Here is an 18,176-nt window from a genome sequence, read left to right as displayed (position 1 = left end):
ACAAAAAAACCACCTTATCGAAGGTGGTTTTAGGACTTATAGCTGATAAAGATGCAGTACAGAATACCCATAAAAGATAACAAGGAGAAAAGCAAACATAAATTGTATCCAAAATGGCCAGATTTTTTTCTCTTTTTTTCCTCTTACTAGTATCATTTCCATCGAGAAAATAAGCCAAAGAGCGACGACACCTTTCACAACGGAAGGCCCCCAAAACTCATAGCCTATTACAAGAAACATTCCTGAAATAACAGTTAAAATATAAAATATTCGAAGAATCGTATGGGTTATTTCTAGTGATTTCCCTTTCCCAGCTCTCATTAAAAAATAGCTAACAAGAAAAAGAATCAAGGTTAATCCCCAAGCAGAATAATGGGCGTGCAACATAAACGGTCTCTCCCTCTTTCTATGTACAGATTCCTCTCTATCATATCATGAAAGAATTATAAGAGAAGATAATGAAACATTCCTCCCAATTTCTTTCAAATGATAGGAAGTAAACGATTTCATTGTTATACTATAAAAGAAGCTTCAACTAAAAGATGGGAGTGAACCGTAACATGGTACAAACACAGGATATTATTCAAATGACGGAGCAATACGGCGCACACAATTATCATCCACTGCCTATAGTCATTGCAGAAGCAGAGGGTGTTTGGGTGAAAGATCCCGAAGGAAATCGTTACATGGATATGCTAAGTGCTTATTCAGCTGTCAACCAGGGGCACAGACACCCTAAGATTATTCAAGCTCTAAAGGACCAGGCAGATCGTGTCACATTAACTTCTCGTGCATTTCACAATGATCAACTCGGACCTTTTTATCGAAAAGTTTCTGAATTTACAAACAAAGATATGATTCTTCCAATGAACACAGGTGCAGAGGCAGTTGAAACAGCTGTTAAAGCGATGCGCCGCTGGGCTTATGAAGTGAAGGGTGTTGAGAAAGATAAAGCAGAAATCATTGCCTGTGAGGGTAACTTTCACGGTCGTACAATGACAGCTGTCTCCCTCTCATCTGAACAAGAATACCAAAGAGGATTTGGACCAATGCTTCCAGGCATTAAACTCATTCCTTATGGTGATCTTGATGCATTGAAAAAAGCCATTACGCCAAATACAGCAGGCTTTTTATTTGAGCCAATTCAAGGTGAAGCTGGGATCAATATCCCTCCAGAAGGTTTTCTTAAAGAAGCTTATGAGTATTGTAAGGAGCAGCGCGTGCTTTTCGTAGCTGATGAAATCCAAGCAGGGCTTTGCCGCTCTGGTAAACGATTTGCTTGCGATTGGGATAATGTAGAGCCTGATATGTACATTCTTGGAAAAGCACTAGGTGGAGGTGTATTCCCGATCTCTTGTGTTGCCGCTAATGAAGAAGTTCTTGGCGTATTTACCCCAGGATCTCACGGTTCAACATTTGGAGGAAACCCTCTAGCATGTGCAGTCTCGGTGGCATCTTTAGAAGTTCTTGAGGATGAGAAGCTTGCAGATCGCTCTCTTGAACTAGGAAACTACTTTCAAAATAAATTAAGAGAAATCAAGAATCCAATGATTAAAGAAGTCCGTGGTCGCGGTCTTTTCATAGGTGTTGAGCTTCATGAAGCTGCTCGTCCGTATTGCGAGAAGCTGAAAGAAAAAGGATTACTATGTAAAGAGACTCACGAAACGGTGATCCGTTTTGCGCCTCCTCTTATTATCAGTGAAGATGATTTAAACTGGGCCATTGAACAAATTACAGATGTTCTGTCTGTACAATAAGAAAACGAAGAAAGCCTCGCTAGCTATAGCGAGGCTTTCTTCGTTTCTATAATCCGATCGAAACGTATTTTGTTTCTAGATAAGCTTCGAGTCCTTCGTGGCCACCTTCTCGACCAATACCACTTTGCTTCATACCGCCGAACGGCGCCTGAGCAGCTGAAGGGACACCATCATTCCAGCCTACAATCCCGTAGTCCAGACCATTTACGACGTGATTTCCTCTTCGAACGCTTTCACTAAAGACGTAAGCAGCAAGTCCGAATGGCGTTTGGTTTGCAAACTTAATCGCTTCATCATCTGTTTTAACCTTTTGAATTGGAGCAACTGGTCCAAACGTTTCTTCATTCATAATTAACATGCCAGGTGTTACATCCTTTAAAATCGTTGGACGGTAAAAGTAGGATCCATTCTCTTCGTATCCTTCTCCTCCAACAACGCATTCAGCTCCCTGACTAAGCGCATTTTGAACATGCTTTTCTACTTTATCATAGCCATCTTTGTCAATCATCGGTCCAATGTCAGTGCCTTTTTCTAATCCATTTCCAACCTTAAGTTCTTTCGTCTTAGCTGCGAATTTAGAAATGAACTCATCATAAATCTTTTCTTGAACATAGACACGATTACCGCATATGCACGTTTGACCGCCATTTCTAAACTTAGAAGCAACGACGCCGTCAACGGCTTTGTCGATGTCTGCATCATCAAGAACGATGATCGGTGCATGTCCACCAAGCTCAAGAGAAATGTTTTTCACTGTTTCGGCAGCCTGTTCCATTAGTTTCTTACCAACTTCTGTTGAACCTGTGAACGTTATTTTACGAACGTGTGGGTTACTCATTAGCTCGCCTGCTACTTCTGAAGATTTCCCAGTGACGAGGTTTACAACACCTTTAGGTATACCAGCCTCTTCACAAAGTTCCACTAAACGCACTGCTGTTAGTGGCGTTGCAGAAGGTGGCTTAACAACAAAGGTACACCCTGCAGCAAGAGCAGGAGCAAGCTTTCTTGCGATCATGGCAGCTGGGAAATTCCATGGCGTAATCGCACCAACAACTCCTACTGGCTGTTTGCGAACTTCCATCATACGCTCTTCTTTATGAGGAGGTATGGTACGACCATAAACGCGTTTTCCTTCTTCAGCAAACCATTCCACAAATGAGGCAGAATAAGCCACTTCTCCTTTTGATTCATGAAGAGGTTTTCCCATTTCAAGCGTCATAAGCTCAGCTAATTCATCTTCGTGTTCCATCATCAAACTATGGAGTTTCTTTAAGTATGACGACCGCTCATATGCGGTGAGGCTTGACCATGCGGGGAAAGCCTGATGCGCAGCGTCAATTGCCTTCTTCGTTTCCGACTTCCCCCCAACCGGTACAGTACCGACGAGTTCACCAGTTGCCGGGTTGTTCACTTCAAGCTTTTCAAGATCCTGACCTGTCCATTCACCATTAATGTAATGAAACTTTTCCATACGCTTACCCTCCTAGTAGGTTCTCTGGATAACAATTCCTTTTTTAAGCAAGAATTAAACACGAGAACGTTATCTCTTTCTTATTTCATTACGTAAAGTACCAATTCCTTCAATTTGAATCTCGACCACATCACCATCACGAAGAAATTTGGGAGGCTTAAATCCTTTTCCTACACCTGCAGGAGTCCCTGTTGCAATAATGTCTCCTGCCTCCAACGTCATCCCCTTCGAAAGAACGTGAATAAGCTCTGGAATATTGAAGATAAAGTCAGACGTATTCCCGCTCTGTCTTAGTTCTCCGTTTACCGTTGTCTTAATAGGCAGTTGATGCGGATCTAGTACAGCAGATGTATGTAAAATAACTGGCCCCATTGGACATGATGCATCAAGACTTTTCCCAACAAAAAATTGACCATGCTTTTTTTGAATGTCGCGCTCTGTAATATCATTGATGATCGTATATCCAAAAACATAGTTCATGGCCTCATCGCTTTTGATTCCTTTTCCCTGCTTGCCAATAACAACCGCCAGCTCACCTTCATAGTCGAGTGCATTACATAGCTCATTTTCAAATGCTAAGACGCTATTTGGAGCGCTAACTGTCGTTGGAGCTTTTGTGAAAATCATAGGATGCGCTGGTATATCCTTTTCACTTCCCATTTCAATAGCATGATCGCGATAGTTTTTCCCTACACAGAACACATTTTTAGATGGCCTTGGAATGGGTGCTTCTAACTGAACATCTTCAACATCTACTTCATACTGAGACGGTACTTCCATCAGTTCAGCTAAATCGAATTTTCCTGATTGAATAAATGATCGTAAATCAGGGATGTGGTTTCCTTGCTCTTGATAATAAGCGCTTAAATTAACAATCCGATTATCTTCTTTCCATATACCGAATGAAGACACACCGTGGTTTCTAAAAGAAACAAACTTCATCTCAACACTCTCTCCTTTTCTTGTCCCCTATAAGGCAAGCCATTCAATTATTTTTAAGCTCGTTACATTTTAAGAGGAACATCCTCTACTTTAATACTGCTATTATGACATGAAACCCCATTCATTTTCATGAATATTGCGATAATCATACTTTAAACGAATAAGAATTTCTCTAACAATAAAAAAGACCTGTATCTCTACAGGTCCTCTCGTTTTATCCTTTGCTTTCTGTTTCTTGACTCTGTTCTTTTTCCTTTTTCTCTGAAAGCAGTTCAGTAAAAGCCTCTCTTGGCTCAGTTAAGACTTTTTCCTTAACTTCGAGACCTGATAGGATTTCTACTCTTCCATTTTCTTCTCGTCCTTGTTCTACTTCTCTTAAGTAAAGTTGTTCTTCTTCAAACACGACAACATAACTAGTAGAATCTTTTATTATAATGCTTTTCTCAGGGACGGATGGAGCATTTTCATTTTGATGAAGTGGAACATCTATGGATACGTGTGTACCCGACTTCATCTCTGTTTCCTCATCAATCATGACATTAAAATGATACAAGCTCAGTCCCGTCTCTTCATCTACCTCATATGGACGATCCTCTAAGATTGTCACTCTTCCTGTGACTGGTTGACCAGGATAAGCACTCGCACGAATCAGCACTTCCTGATCGACAGCAAGAGTTGGGTAATCTAATTCATTGACGGAACCTTGAACAGTGATCTTATTAGATAACACCTTGACAACCGGCTCACCGTCTTCAGGAGTACGATTCACTTCTTCAACTATGCCGTCCAGTGTCGACTCCACCTTAAGATCTACTTGTTTTGTATCTGCCTCAGCAATTTGACGTTCTAACTCTTTTACATCAAGCTCAGCAAGTCTTTTCTTATATTCTGTTTCTCGCATTTGCTCTTCTACATCTAATTGCAGTTGTAGTTTCTGCTCATCCTCTAGATCCTCATTAGAATCAATACGTGAAGACTGCATAGTCACGTCGCTAAGCTGATCATCAAGCACAGAAACGGCTGTTTCAGCTTTATTTAATTGTGCCTTTAAATCTGAAGTATTAACAGTGATCTCTTCTTCATATTCAAAAAGGGCAGTACCAGTTGAAACAAGATCGCCTTCACTTACGAGCACATCTGCCATGTTACCGCGTGAGGCTTGATAATAATATGACTCTTCTAATTCTGGAATAAGAACTCCTTCGAAAGAAGCAAGTTCTTGATAAGTTTTCTCTTCTACAGTAACCGTCTCCAGCTTCTTCTCACCTGCGATCACACTTTGGATAATCAATGTGTTAACCGTAATAAAAAGAAGGACAACAAGAGTTACACTAATGCTAATCAAAAGTGACTTACGATTCACAGATGAACCCTCCAACTTTTTCATTAAAATGCCGTTCTCATATAAGCGATGATTGCAACGATGACTAGATTTAAGCCGATTGTCCAAAACATAACGTACCTTTTCGCATGAGTTGTACTTTGCTTAAGCGCAGCGTACTGAACAAAAGTCCCCCATCCTAAAAATATGGAAAGACTGTAGCTAAAATAAAGCCAGAATGGGCTATTTGTTATCAAGTCTACGTAGACACCTAAACTGTAAGGAGATATAAGTGAAGGCTCATGTAGAAAAGGAATAAACGGCAATTGAACCACCATACCGATTAACAAAATAAACACGACATAGCTATGTATGTATGCAAGTCTTTTAAATCCAACTTCCTGAAAGAATGGCCAATATAGTAATGCTCCTCCTAAAACTACGAGAACAAACGTAATGAGTCCAAGTAAACCATCTGTAATCACTTCACTTAGAACGAAAAGCAATCGATCATCTGCTACAATGCCAGCATATTCAGGCATCTCCCCAGCATATTTAATGTTCATAAACGATGTTATTCCAACTACTAAAAAGGCTACGATCGTTAATAAGAATATGCGCCACCAGGATCCTTTTAATCTGTAGGCTGATTGAAGCGGACGAAAGTGTGAAAAAGGTTTAAAGCTTCCTAAAACTAGTCTCATAGAATGCGACATCCATGTTCCTCCTATGTAAATTACCTCAACTACTATTCATATTTTTACATAAACTCTCGTATTTTGACAGTATCTTTCAAGAAAAAAAAGAAAACATACCCATTTGGATATGTTCCCTATGTCTAGAGTGTCTCCATTTCAATACGACTTCCACGCCCCGATGGTTCTGATGGGGTCACAATGACTTTTCGAGGCAGTCTTGCGCGAAGCTCTGACACGTGACTAATGACACCGACAGATAAGCTCTCATTTTGTAGCTTTTCAAGTGAGGTAATGACGGTATCTAGAAGTGATTCATCTAGGGTACCAAATCCTTCATCAAGGAAGAAAAACTGAAGCGGATGAGCACCCCTCAATTGAATTTGTCCTGACAGTGCAAGGGCAAGAGCAAGCGATGTAAGGAATGTTTCTCCTCCTGATAATGTTGAGACTGGTCGCTTTACTCCTCCGTTGGCATCGTCACGAATTAAAAATCCGCCTCCTGAGTCTACCTCAATGGCGTATCGCTGCGAGGTTAGATCGCCTAACTTCTGTGAAGCGTCAAAACTAACTTGCTCTAGCTGTTCAGAAGCGATAAATTCCACAAAACTATTTCCCCGGAAAACGGTTTGAAGCTTATTAAGCTTCTCAAGCTCCTCACTTAAAGACTGACGGTCCCCTTCAAGCTCCTTATAGCGTTCATGCCTTTTTGTTATATCTTCTACACGATGTCGGCATGCCGCATAATGTGATAAGGCGTCCTCTCGATTAGCTTTTGCACTTTCTGCTCTCTCGATCGTTTCATGATACTCTCCTTCAGTGATTGCTCTCCCTGAAAGCTTCTTGTCAAGCTCCACCATCGAATGCTCCGTTTGATCTCTTTCTTTTCGATAGGCTTGTACTTGCTCTTCCCATTTCTGTTTCTTTTCTTTAGCCACTTCAGCATCTCTAACCTGCATTCGGTTCTCAAAAATAGAGTCTTTTTCAACTGCTCGATATGTTTCAAGTGATTTTTTTAAACGCAGCTGAGCATCGTCATTGTAATTTTGATCGGCAGCGGAACGTCGTTCATTTTGCTGATAACTTTCCTCCGCTAGCTGCAATCGCTCATATGCCGTTTTTTCTTCTTTTCGAAGGACATGTAATTGCTCATTCGTTGCTTTATACCCTTCTTCTGCTGTTTTGTTACCTACGATGCCATTGTAATCAGCTACCATCTTATTAATTTGTTCTGTAAGCTGTTGTAATGAGCTTGTTAATTCAGCTCTACGCACAGTATGTTGTTGCACCTGTTCTTGAAGCTCTAAAAGGTGCTGTTCTTTTTTCTCAATATAAGGAACGCTTTTTTCAAGACGCTCTCTTATGATGGTTGCTTCTTTATCCATCTCTTCAATTTTTTTCATTTCTGCTTCAATCTCATGAACAGAAAGAGACAATTCCTCTTGAATGGTTTTCGTTATTTCTTCTGTTTCTTTACTTAAATTAATCCGCTTTTCTGTTCTAACTTCTAGATCTTTCTGAACTTGTTCTAGACGATAAGCATATTCGGTCGCTTTTGACTGCTGCTCCTGAAGACTCTTTCCAGCGTTTTTAACTTTTTCTTCTATTTCTCGAACATCCTGAGCTAGCGATTTTATTTCTGTTATAACAGCAGTTTCTGTAAGGTTACGATCGACATCGCTTATATCTTGCGCCTTAACTAGTTGCTCATCCTGATCTGTCATCAGGTCAGACGTTTGCTCTAGCTGATATTGGAGCTGTTTAGCATGTTGCAGTTGATCTTTTAACCGTTCACGCCTTTGTTCTTTTTCCTTTAGATCTTCCTTCAAATCAGGTGTGTTATCATTACCTTCTGCAAGCTGAACGTGTTCTTTCGCACCGCAAACAGGGCATGCCTGCCCTTCTTCTAGTTCTCTCGCAAGACGTATTGCAATGACATGTGTGCGATTTTGTTCAAGTCTTTGACTCGTTTGATCGATTTCATCCTGAACGTTACGGATGTGATTCTCAAGCGTAAGCTTATGAGATGATATAGCATGATATGTTGAAAGAACCAAGTTATAATAACCTGAATAACTCTCCTTTAACACCTTCAAGTTTTGCATCGTATCATCATAAAGAGGCTGAAGTTGCTTTTGAGCATTCACTTGTTTTTCTTCTTCACCACGTGTTTCATCTAGCTGCTTTTGTAGAGATTGGAACTCCTGCTTCAAACTCTGAGCTCTTAGAATTCGCTTACGTTCTTCAGGGGCGACCTGCCGACTTGTCAAATCTTTATTAAGGTCGGCTTGAAGTGTGCGCGCTTTCTTCAAATCCTCTTGTGCTTTTTTCGTCTCTTCCGCTTTTACCTTTGACTCTTTTTCTAGCAAAATTGATTGATTTTCGACACTAGCACGCTTTGTTTTCAGTTGAGATATTTCTTTTTCAAGCTCCAACCCACGCTCAAGTTCGTTCAATCTTTTTAATAGGAGAGGCTCCTGCTCTTGCCGATCTCGTTGCTTGCTTTCATGCTCATTCTTTCTTGCTTGATACAGCTTTGTAGCTTCTTCTAGTTGACGCTTTGTTTCTTCATAACGATTCTTTGCTTCTTGTACTTCTTTTTCTGTTGCTTCAACAGCATCTAAATAAGGCTTTATTTGCCCCGCTGCATTTGCTTCATTGATCTTTATTTCAAGCGTTTCGATTTCAGCTCTTTGTTCAGCTATCGCCTTTTTCTTACTGCGAAGTTCATCAAGCTGGTTTTGAAGGTTCCAAATCTCTGTTACATTTTCTTTTTGTTTCTCAGCTGCAATAAGATCGTCCTTTGCTTTCTGAGCAGCTTTTTCAGCCTCAAGGAAAGCTTCCTTTGCCTCTTTAAGAGATTCTTTAGAAGCTTCACCTAGTCCCGTTTGCTCAGCCGTTATTTCGTTCAGCTGGTACTTTTTCTCATCCACTCTTGCTCTTAATCGACGATTAAATTGATCACCGTATTTCTCAAGCTGGAACAAACGTTGTAACATTTGTCTTCTCTCAGTGCCTTTTAAAGAAAGGAATTCTGCAAATTTACCCTGCGGCAATACAACAGCACGAGTGAAATCATCAATCGTTAGCCCTAGAATTTCTTGAATCTGCTGTGAAACATCACGGTCTTTATCCGCTAAAACCGTATTTTCTTCACCAAGTTCTATTAATCTTGAATTGGCCGAACGAATGGAAACATCTCCAGAACGTTTGTAACTTCGCTCCACCCGATAGCGCAATTCGTTTCCTAGGGCGAATGTAAACGAAACATACAACGTGTCTTCTGCATGGTTCATAATGCCCTGAGTATTATTCGTTGCTCGTTCAACTTTCCCATAAAGGGCAAGAGTCATCGCATCAAGCAAAGAAGATTTCCCACTGCCAGTAGGACCAAATATCCCAAAGATTCCTCCCTGACAAAGTGATTCAAAATCAATTTCTTGTTTCTCTCGAAAACTATGTAGTCCTGAAACGGACAGGTGTATCGGTCTCATGTCTTCAGTCCCCCTTACTCCTCATCATCTGACTGTGTTAGCTCTAGAAAAAGCTGGACAAGATCTTGTTCTGGCTCAGCTCCATCAGTTTGTCGTTCATAGAATCGTTTGAAAAGCTCTTCTATTGGAAGATTAGCATTTGAAACTTCTTTTTGCTGATCCTTTTTTGCAAAAACAGGTCTAATATGGATAAATCCATCATGCTGACTACGAAGGCGATGTATTTCTTCTATTGATAGCGTATCATTTAAATGGATTTCGAGATCAATCCACGCATCCGCATCTTTTCCTTCTTCTAGCCACGTATATACTTGGTCGATTCCTTGATCAGCGATCCATCGAACGAGAGGCTTGCCTGATTGTATAGGGATTTCATTTATATGAGCAAGTCCTTCTGGCTCCACATCAACGATTGTAACTGACTTGGATTGATTTGCTTCTGAGAAGCTGTAAGCAAGTGGGGATCCGGAATACCGTGCAAGTGCTGAAGCTCTTGTAATCGTTTGAGGACGGTGTAGGTGCCCGAGCGCGACATATTGCGCTTGTTCAGGAAGAGAATTCGCTGATACCGTATAAGCGCCACCAACTTGTATCGGTCGTTCAGAATCACTCTCTCTGCTTCCGGCTACATAAATGTGGCTCATAGCAATATGAACGGCCTCCTCTGATCCAGCTTCTGTCAGATCACTAAATAGCTTTTTCACTCGGTCATCATAGGCAAGCTGAAGGGCCTCTTCTTCCTGACTAGCTGTTAAACATTCATTCAGTCTGGATTCCGATGGATAAGGAAGTGCAGCGATAGTGAGCTTTTGCCCATTTCGAACCGTCACTTCTATCGGATCTGTTGTGGGAAAACCAATAATCGTTATACCATTTGTGTGAGCAAGGGGACGTGATGCCGACAACCGCTCTGGATTATCATGGTTACCTGAAATGATGATTAGAGGGCGTTCGCCACGACTAGTTAACTTTACTGCTGCATCATAAAAAAGCGTTTCAGCTGCAGCGGGCGGATTGACAGTATCAAAAACGTCTCCAGCCATTAAAATAGCGTCTACGTTTTCTTCATCAGCAATCACCATTAATTCTTCAAGAAACTCCTTTTGTTCTGGTAGACGGCTTCTTCCTTCTAATGTTTTCCCCAGGTGCCAGTCTGCAGTATGAAGTAACCTCATATTAATCACTCCTTTATTTCGTTTTCTATTCTAACTCCACCGAAAAGAAGACAGCCGGACATAAGCCCGGCTACTTGTTAATCGATTAACAGAGATCGACCCCCGTCAAAGAAAAATAATATTTTCTCCTTACAAGGCACCTTCCAGATCTCATTAATGGCTTTTTCATATAAATGCAACTGTGTTGTATAGCGCCGTTTCATTGTTTCCATTGCTTGTTCATCAGAAGTAAAACGATTCGCTATCACGTCTGTTTTGTAATCGACAAGCACCAATTCTCCGTTTTGATCGCGAAGTATACAATCAATCACACCCTGGAGAACCACGGTTTCTTGGTCTCCTTCAAATTCAGGATAGATCCACTTTGAATCTACTCCTAGGCTGAAAGGAACCTCTTTATATATTTCAGCTGCATTTCTCATTTTCTGGCCAAGCTCTGAATCCATTAATTGATGAATTTGCTCGACATCAATGGCTCTTCCCTGTTCAGTCGTTAACAATTCCTTTTGCTCAAGTTTGGCGACTAACTCGTTTATGTCATCACGATCATGCCACTTTTGCAAATCCAGATGCTGCATGACAATGTGCATTGCCGTTCCTCGCTCAGCAGGCGTTAACTGCTTACTTTGAAGAAAGCGAGGTCGCTCTTTCAATGATTGGCTAAATCCTTTGACTAGCTTGTCATCACTTCGTTCATCTTGAAAGATCTCACGTTGGCGCTTCACTTCTGTTACCGACTGTTTCGACCTTGTTTCAGACGCTGCTTGATGAGGATAAGTCCAATCAAGACGGTGGTTCACCTCATCTTTATAGGAGCTCACTTCAGGGATAGGCTCTTTCTTCTGTAGTAGCATTTCATATTCTCGATGTTTATGAACATCTTCTGCTTCAATCTCAGCGAAGGAGGAAGCGTTATGAAGAGTGAGTGACCACCGTGCCGGATGTTGAAATACCTCATCGTGTTTTGAAAAATTCGCCATCCCTTCAGTTATAGAAGCGAGATCTTTATGTCTCATAATAGCGGGTCCAATCCAGCTCAGATAGGTCTTCCCTTTCGATCGTTCGTAATCAGATAGCAGCCACTCATCTCCAGCTGCTCCTGCCCACGACAATCGTTCTTTCTCCCAATCATTTACCGTACCAACTAAAATTAATTTCTCTTTCGCTCTCGTTAACGCAACATAAAGAACTCGCATTTCTTCAGCAAGTAGCTCAAGCTTCATCCGCTTTTGCAGTGTAAAGTAAGGCAATGTCGGATAGCTAATACGCTGAATTGGATCAATGAATTTGGTGGCAAGACCAAATTCTTTATGCATCAGCATTTGATTGGCCATATCTCTCATATTAAATTGCTTTGCAATTCCTGCAATAAAGACGACAGGAAATTCAAGTCCTTTACTTTTGTGAATGGTCATCACTCGGACAACATCCTCTTGTTCTCCAAGAGCACGCGCAGTGCCAAGATCACTCCCACGCTCTTTCATCCTGTCAATAAAGCGCAGGAAACGAAATAAGCCACGAAACGAAGTCGCTTCGTATTGTCTTGCCCGATCATACAGCGCTCGTAAATTCGCCTGTCGCTGCAAGCCGGCAGGCATTCCACCAACAAATTCATAATAGTTCGTTTCTCGATAAAGCTGCCAAATTAACTCACTTAAAGAAGACTGCCTTGCCGCTTCTCGCCACCTGTTCAAGTTTGTGATGAACTTCGATAATGTCTCCGATAGCTTGTTCGACTCAGTCTCACAATAAGATCGTAAGGCAAGATAATAACTTGAATGTTTCTCATTGATACGAATAAGGGAAAGCTCTTCCTCTGTTAACCCGATAATGGGTGAACGAAGCACGGAGGCAAGCGGGATATCCTGATATGGATTATCGATAACATTAAGAAGACTCATCATAATCGCGACTTCTGTTGCCTCAAAATATCCTGTTGCAAGATCTGAATAAGATGGGATGCCAGCTTGCTTTAATTCTTCCATGATCACAGGTGCCCAGCTTGCTGTTGCACGCATTAAAATCACCATATCCCTATACTGGATTGGTCTCATACGATCTTCCTTCCGATCGTATACTTTTGTTCGTTCGCTTTCACTCTTCCCCATCATATCTTTAATATTAGAAGCAATAAGCCGAGCCTCAAGCTGAACCTTTTCAGTTTCTTCTTCGTCTACCTCTTTCTGGGCACTCTTATCAATGATATGAACTTCCGGAACAACCGTTTCAGACTTAGGGTATTCTGCGCCAGGAATGAGCTCAGCTGCTTCATCGTACTCTATTTCTCCAACACGTTCGTCCATAATTTGTTTGAAGATAAAATTCGTACTATTCAACACTTCTTCTCGACTACGGAAATTGCGCGCAAGATCAATTCGTTTCGATGGCTCGTCAGACGATCGACCAAACGTTTTATACTTAGAGAGGAACAAGCCAGGTTCTGCTAGTCTAAAACGGTAAATACTTTGCTTCACGTCCCCTACCATGAAGCGATTGCCTCCTGAGTCAGAAGTTCTGCTAATGGCATTTAGGATTGTTTCCTGAACAGAGTTCGTATCTTGGTATTCATCGATCAGTACTTCGGCAAATTGTGTTTGATATTCACGAGCGGCACTCGATGGGACCGGGTTCTCGGGAGTAGAACGATCATCTAATAAAATAGAAAGACAATAGTGTTCAAGGTCACTGTAATCCACAAGCCCTTTTTCTTTTTTTAGCTCCGTATACTTGTGTCTAAATTCATTTACAAGTGAAGATAACGTTCCTAGTACTGGAGCAAGCTGAACGATGTCTTCTACATATTCCTCCGGGTTTCTTTGGAATAGCTCTTCTTTTAAGCTTTGGATGGTCTTTTTGACACGATCACGAAGGCCTTTTACTGTATCAATCATTTCAGAATCATATTGATCCCCTTTGCAAGGCTTTAAGCGACCAAATGTTATTTGTTCGAACTCATTTTTGAGCTCCTGCCACGTTTGAGCGGAAGCGGTAAGAAGCCTTTCCGTCATTTCACGTTCCATTTCTAACATCTCAAGGTATGGCTCTGGACCGCCTGGTGCATTAGAAAGAGAAATGGCCTTCTCCTGCATTTCACGCATACCTTCAAGCTGAAGAACGACATCTTTTTTTATTTCCTCTACCCAGACTAATTCATCAAACGCTTTTTCACTCGCTTCTTCATATACGGCGACACTATCTTGCAACCATTGCTCTGGCCATGGATGACTAGAAGAGAAATGATAGAGTCTTTCTACAAGAAGCTGAAGATCCACATCACTACGATCACTACTATAGCGATCAACAAGGTCATAAAAAGCCTCGTTCTCTTTCTTGCTATAATGCTCTTCGAAAAGTTCTTCCATTGCTTCCTCACGAAGCAATGCCGCTTCGGTTTGATCTGCTACTCTAAATGCAGGATCAAGATCAATTTCGTAATAATAGCGTCGAAGTACTTCCATACAAAAAGAATGAAGCGTTGAAATGGAAGCGCGATTCAACATCGAAAGCTGTCTTCTTAAATAAAGGGAAGATGGGTCTTCCTTTAACTTTTCTTCAAGAGCCTCCCCGATTCGATGTCTCATTTCAGCCGCTGCAGCATTTGTAAACGTTACGACAAGAATTCGATCAACTTCAGCAGGATCATTCTCATCAGCAAGACGCCTAATAATTCGTTCAACTAAAACAGCCGTTTTCCCCGACCCAGCTGCAGCTGCTACGAGAACGTCTTGATCACGAGCAGCAATAGCTTCCCATTGTTCGTCTGTCCATTTCGAGCCTTCGGGTTTATTCATTATCGTCATTCCCGTTCGCCTCCTCTCTCATGCGTCTCAGTATTGTTTCATCATCCTGTACAGTAATCGGTCGATAGTCATTATCCTCCATCGCCTGATCAAATTGACAAAATGAGCGATAGGAACAGAAAGTGCATGGGATGCGATCCTTCATCTTGTAAGGATCGATATCGATACGTCCGTCTGATATTTCAGTTCCAATCGTTTGGATGGTTTGCCGTGTGAATGACCTGAGCGCCTGAAAATCATCGGAAGATAAAACAGAAGAATTTTTATAAAAACTACCGTCCTTCTTTAGAGCGGCTGGAATAATGTCAGATTTTTTCTTCTCAATGTCATGATCCATCAAGCTTACGACATCTTTGTCAGCTAGCAAAAGACCCTTCATCTTAAACTTTTTGAAAAGTTCCTGTTGAAGTGCAGCTTGTCCTGGCGCTGATGCCTGCAACATTGGATTATGAACGTGGAAGTACAGCATTCCGGCTGCCGTTGCATCACGACCGAGCCAGATGTTTGCGTTTGTAATCACAACATCCAGATACGTTAGCATCTGAAGCGCTAAACCAAAGTAAACTTCTGAGAGATCAAGAGAAGTTCCACTTGATTTGTAGTCAATAATTCTGAGAAGAAGTTCCTCTCCATTTAGCGCCTGATCAACTCGGTCCACTCGTCCGATCAGCTGGATTTTCACCCCATTCTTAAGCGTAAACTCGATTGGTGGCAACTCCTGGTTTGGGCCAAATCCTAGTTCGAGCCCCGCTGGCTGAAAACCGCTTTTCTTCGCTTGTTGACCGAGAACTGAAGAGGCTCGACCTACTACCTGAGAAAGTTTTCTCATTATATAGTGATAGCGATTTGAACTTAATAGAATTTCATTTTGCAATTTCGGTGCAAGTTGCTCTACGATTTGACCTGATAGTTCATAGTATTGATTCGATGAAAGCTTTGCCCAATCCCAATGACGCTGCTTAATTGTTTCAGCCATCATGTTAAGCGCCGCGTGGAATAACTGGCCAATGTCTGGAGCTTCAAGCTTAAATGTTGACCGTTCTTTCAACCGTAAACCATGAGATGCAAATTGCGAAAAGGCACAGGATTTATACCTTTCCATTCTAGAAACACTTGTTTGAATCTTTGAACCATACAGTTTTCTACTCGTGTCTTCAGTTAGACGATCTGCTTTGTTACGATAAAAAAGACTTTCAATCAATCGAACTCGATTCTCTTGTGATGACGCTGTAACGAACCAATTATAGGCATCCCACCAAATCGGATCAATCGGATAGCCTCGATGCCATTGACGAAGCTGACCTGTTAATCTACCAATTGTCTTCGCCGGGTTCGTTATAAACGATAGCTCTTCTTTCGATTCTTCACCTGGTTCAGCAAATTTCAAACCAATGATAAGCTCAGGAAACATCTCTTTCAATCGATTCATCACAATAGATGGCTGCAATCCCTTTCCTTCTTCATCCGCAAGAGGACAACTTACCCACAGGGCATCAGATGACGTTGACAAGGAATGATAAATTAAAAACTCTTCGTCTAAAAGACGTCGCTTTAATCCGGGTGCTAGCTGGATCCCCTGTTCTTCTAGCTTTTCTCGATCCTGTTCATTCAAAAGCCCATCTTCCTGTATTCTTGATGGTAAAACTCCTTCATTGACACCTAGCAAAAACCCACACTTCACATCAGTAAATCTCGTTCGATCAATGCTACCGATCACAACTTGATCAAGTGAAGCAGGTACAAGGGCAAACTTCATGTTTTCCGTCCCAGCTTCAAGAAGCTTCGTAAATTGCTCTATTGAAAGTTTTTGATCACCAATCAATTCAACCGTTTCATCAAGCAGTGCAATAACAGCATCCCAAACTTGATCATGCTCCCGTGCTTTCGAAAGCTGACCTGCTTCTTCTGCTTGTACCTTCAATCGATCTATTTTTTCTGCAGCATGACTATTCTCTAGAAGATAATAAAGAATTTCACACATCTCGCGAACGGTTTTTGCTTTCGTCATTTTTCTTTCAAACTTTTCGAGCGGTGTAACAATCCATTCTTTCGTCTCATTTAGTCGATCTTCCATTTTTTCGAGGTCATCCGAGGTAACCGTTTCATCATCTTCGAGCTGTCGGTAGATATTCGCTTTAAAGCGCTCGTCCGTTTTCCAGCGATAGCCCTTAATGCCTTTAGCAATCACATAATTTTCGAGTTCATCCATGCGCTCGCGAATGGTTTCGACACTTTCTTCTGTATCGTCAGGAAAAAGCAATTCTGTTTTGACACAGCGAAATACAGATTCATAGCGCCAGTTATATTGAATAATATCTAGACTGGACCTTATTAATTCAATTAGCGGGTGATGCAGCATCGTCCTTTTTTGGTCAGAAAAAATAGGAATTCCATGATCGGCATAGATCGTTTCGACAAGTTCATAATAAGAAGCCATGTTACGTACCATGACTGAAATGTCTCTATATCGATAGCCTTCATCGCGTACTAATCTAAGCGTTTCACGCGCTGCCGCTTCAACTTCGGAACGGATATTCACCGCATGATGAACTTGAATATGCTGAAGACTTCCATTATAAAGAACTGGTGGTCGTTCACCATAGTTGGCTTCTAAATGAGCAAGTTCACTATTGTTATAGCGCTTTTGATCAGCTAAAATTAGCGGCTCCTTAATAGCAGCCCCCTCTTCATGCGCAAGTCCTTGAAGAGTTTGATATGTTTTCGCTGGCTCATGAAAGAGATCCAGTTCATGAATGCTTGAAGGATTCATCTCGGGATCCATCGTGATGGTAAATGTAAGGTTTGTGCCTTTTTTTATTAAAGCCTGAAGCACAAGAAGCTCTTGAGGTGTAAAACTATGAAAACCATCAATCCAGATAGAGGCACCCTCTAAGTAGCTTGACGCTTCGATTTTCTCAGCAAGCAATGCCAAATAGTCTTCCGAATCAAGATAAAACCCGAGCATTTCCTTCTGAAAAGCATCATAAACAAGGTGAAGATCATAGAGCTTATCTCGAAGTAAGCTTCGCTCATCTTCATCATAAAGATCATCCGCAAAACGTTTTATATCTTCCGGTTCAAGACAATACCGTTTAAACTCTGTTACCATGTCATTCAGATGTTCCACATACCCTGTTTTTTCAGAAGAACGCTGATAAATTCTTAGCTTCTGTTTATTCTCTTCGATGATATGACGTAACATCATACTTGTTCCTACGCTCGTTAAGTGTGGGCGGGCCATCCCTCCCGTTTCTTGAAGAACTTTCCATGCCAGTCTTGTAAAACTAAAAACCTGAGCACGAATCATTCCTTTTAACCCTCTATTATGTACTAGTTCATATTCTGATTGAAAAGTCATTTGCTCTGGTACAAGATAGATCATATCTTCACCAAGCGGGCGATCGATCAATTCGTGCTGCATTTCAGATAAGCAATGCTCTGTTTTTCCACTTCCAGACCGACCAATAACAAACTGTACCGCCATGTATTCTACCTCCTACACCGTAAATTCTTAGTCTATT

At 41.3% G+C, this 18,176-nt stretch carries 10 protein-coding genes; 1 reads left to right on the top strand and 9 read right to left on the bottom strand.

The window, feature by feature from the left end; all coding sequences use genetic code 11:
* Positions 1–36 precede the first annotated feature (36 nt).
* Positions 37–387: a DUF1516 family protein gene (locus IQ283_RS16155; protein ID WP_194221140.1), complete on the bottom strand. Its 351-nt coding sequence runs from the start codon at positions 385–387 to the stop codon at positions 37–39.
* Between the two features lie 173 nt (positions 388–560).
* On the opposite strand from IQ283_RS16155, the gene IQ283_RS16150 reads away from it, so the two are divergent.
* Complete coding sequence (locus IQ283_RS16150; RefSeq protein WP_194221139.1) at positions 561–1,757, top strand: ornithine--oxo-acid transaminase; 1,197 nt, start codon at positions 561–563, stop codon at positions 1,755–1,757.
* Between the two features lie 46 nt (positions 1,758–1,803).
* Here the strand turns inward: IQ283_RS16150 and IQ283_RS16145 are convergent, their stop codons facing one another.
* The 8 genes from IQ283_RS16145 to addB all read right to left on the bottom strand — a co-directional run bounded on the left by IQ283_RS16145 (position 1,804) and on the right by addB (position 18,139).
* Positions 1,804–3,228, bottom strand: a complete 1,425-nt coding sequence (locus IQ283_RS16145) for an NAD-dependent succinate-semialdehyde dehydrogenase (protein ID WP_194221138.1) — start codon at positions 3,226–3,228, stop codon at positions 1,804–1,806.
* Positions 3,229–3,297: 69 nt separating this feature from the next.
* Entirely contained in the window at positions 3,298–4,170 is an 873-nt protein-coding gene (locus IQ283_RS16140; protein WP_194221137.1) for a fumarylacetoacetate hydrolase family protein, read from the bottom strand.
* A 214-nt stretch (positions 4,171–4,384) separates the two neighbouring features.
* Positions 4,385–5,533, bottom strand: coding sequence for an efflux RND transporter periplasmic adaptor subunit (locus IQ283_RS16135; protein WP_194221136.1), 1,149 nt, complete (start codon positions 5,531–5,533; stop codon positions 4,385–4,387).
* Positions 5,534–5,556: 23 nt separating this feature from the next.
* On the bottom strand, positions 5,557–6,207 hold the full coding sequence (locus IQ283_RS16130; RefSeq protein WP_194221135.1) for a hypothetical protein: 651 nt from the start codon (positions 6,205–6,207) through the stop codon (positions 5,557–5,559).
* A 122-nt stretch (positions 6,208–6,329) separates the two neighbouring features.
* Positions 6,330–9,680: an SbcC/MukB-like Walker B domain-containing protein gene (locus IQ283_RS16125; RefSeq protein WP_194221134.1), complete on the bottom strand. Its 3,351-nt coding sequence runs from the start codon at positions 9,678–9,680 to the stop codon at positions 6,330–6,332.
* 14 nt (positions 9,681–9,694) lie between these two features.
* A complete protein-coding gene (locus tag IQ283_RS16120) occupies positions 9,695–10,855 on the bottom strand; it encodes an exonuclease SbcCD subunit D (protein ID WP_194221133.1) in 1,161 nt (386 codons plus the stop codon).
* Between the two features lie 77 nt (positions 10,856–10,932).
* Complete coding sequence (gene addA, locus IQ283_RS16115) at positions 10,933–14,655, bottom strand: helicase-exonuclease AddAB subunit AddA (protein ID WP_194221132.1); 3,723 nt, start codon at positions 14,653–14,655, stop codon at positions 10,933–10,935.
* Positions 14,639–18,139 (bottom strand): helicase-exonuclease AddAB subunit AddB, encoded by a 3,501-nt coding sequence (gene addB, locus IQ283_RS16110; RefSeq protein ID WP_194221131.1) that lies wholly within the window; start codon positions 18,137–18,139, stop codon positions 14,639–14,641. The genes addA and addB overlap by 17 nt, the downstream gene beginning before the upstream one ends.
* Positions 18,140–18,176 lie beyond the last annotated feature (37 nt).

The organism is Pseudalkalibacillus hwajinpoensis, from assembly GCF_015234585.1.
Taxonomy (GTDB): domain Bacteria; phylum Bacillota; class Bacilli; order Bacillales; family Guptibacillaceae; genus Guptibacillus; species Guptibacillus hwajinpoensis_B.
Note: the sequence above shows the minus strand (reverse complement) of the source record. Positions and strands in the feature narration are given on the sequence as shown.

What these genes read in the sequence shown, in the direction of transcription:
- IQ283_RS16145 (WP_194221138.1), bottom strand. Translation starts at nt 3,228, where the DNA reads ATGGAAAAGTTTCATTACATTAATGGTGAATGGACAGGTCAGGATCTT.
- IQ283_RS16125 (WP_194221134.1), bottom strand. Translation starts at nt 9,680, where the DNA reads ATGAGACCGATACACCTGTCCGTTTCAGGACTACATAGTTTTCGAGAG.
- IQ283_RS16155 (WP_194221140.1), bottom strand. Translation starts at nt 387, where the DNA reads ATGTTGCACGCCCATTATTCTGCTTGGGGATTAACCTTGATTCTTTTT.
- addA (WP_194221132.1), bottom strand. Translation starts at nt 14,655, where the DNA reads ATGACGATAATGAATAAACCCGAAGGCTCGAAATGGACAGACGAACAA.
- IQ283_RS16130 (WP_194221135.1), bottom strand. Translation starts at nt 6,207, where the DNA reads ATGTCGCATTCTATGAGACTAGTTTTAGGAAGCTTTAAACCTTTTTCA.
- IQ283_RS16150 (WP_194221139.1), top strand. Translation starts at nt 561, where the DNA reads ATGGTACAAACACAGGATATTATTCAAATGACGGAGCAATACGGCGCA.
- IQ283_RS16140 (WP_194221137.1), bottom strand. Translation starts at nt 4,170, where the DNA reads ATGAAGTTTGTTTCTTTTAGAAACCACGGTGTGTCTTCATTCGGTATA.
- addB (WP_194221131.1), bottom strand. Translation starts at nt 18,139, where the DNA reads ATGGCGGTACAGTTTGTTATTGGTCGGTCTGGAAGTGGAAAAACAGAG.
- IQ283_RS16120 (WP_194221133.1), bottom strand. Translation starts at nt 10,855, where the DNA reads ATGAGGTTACTTCATACTGCAGACTGGCACCTGGGGAAAACATTAGAA.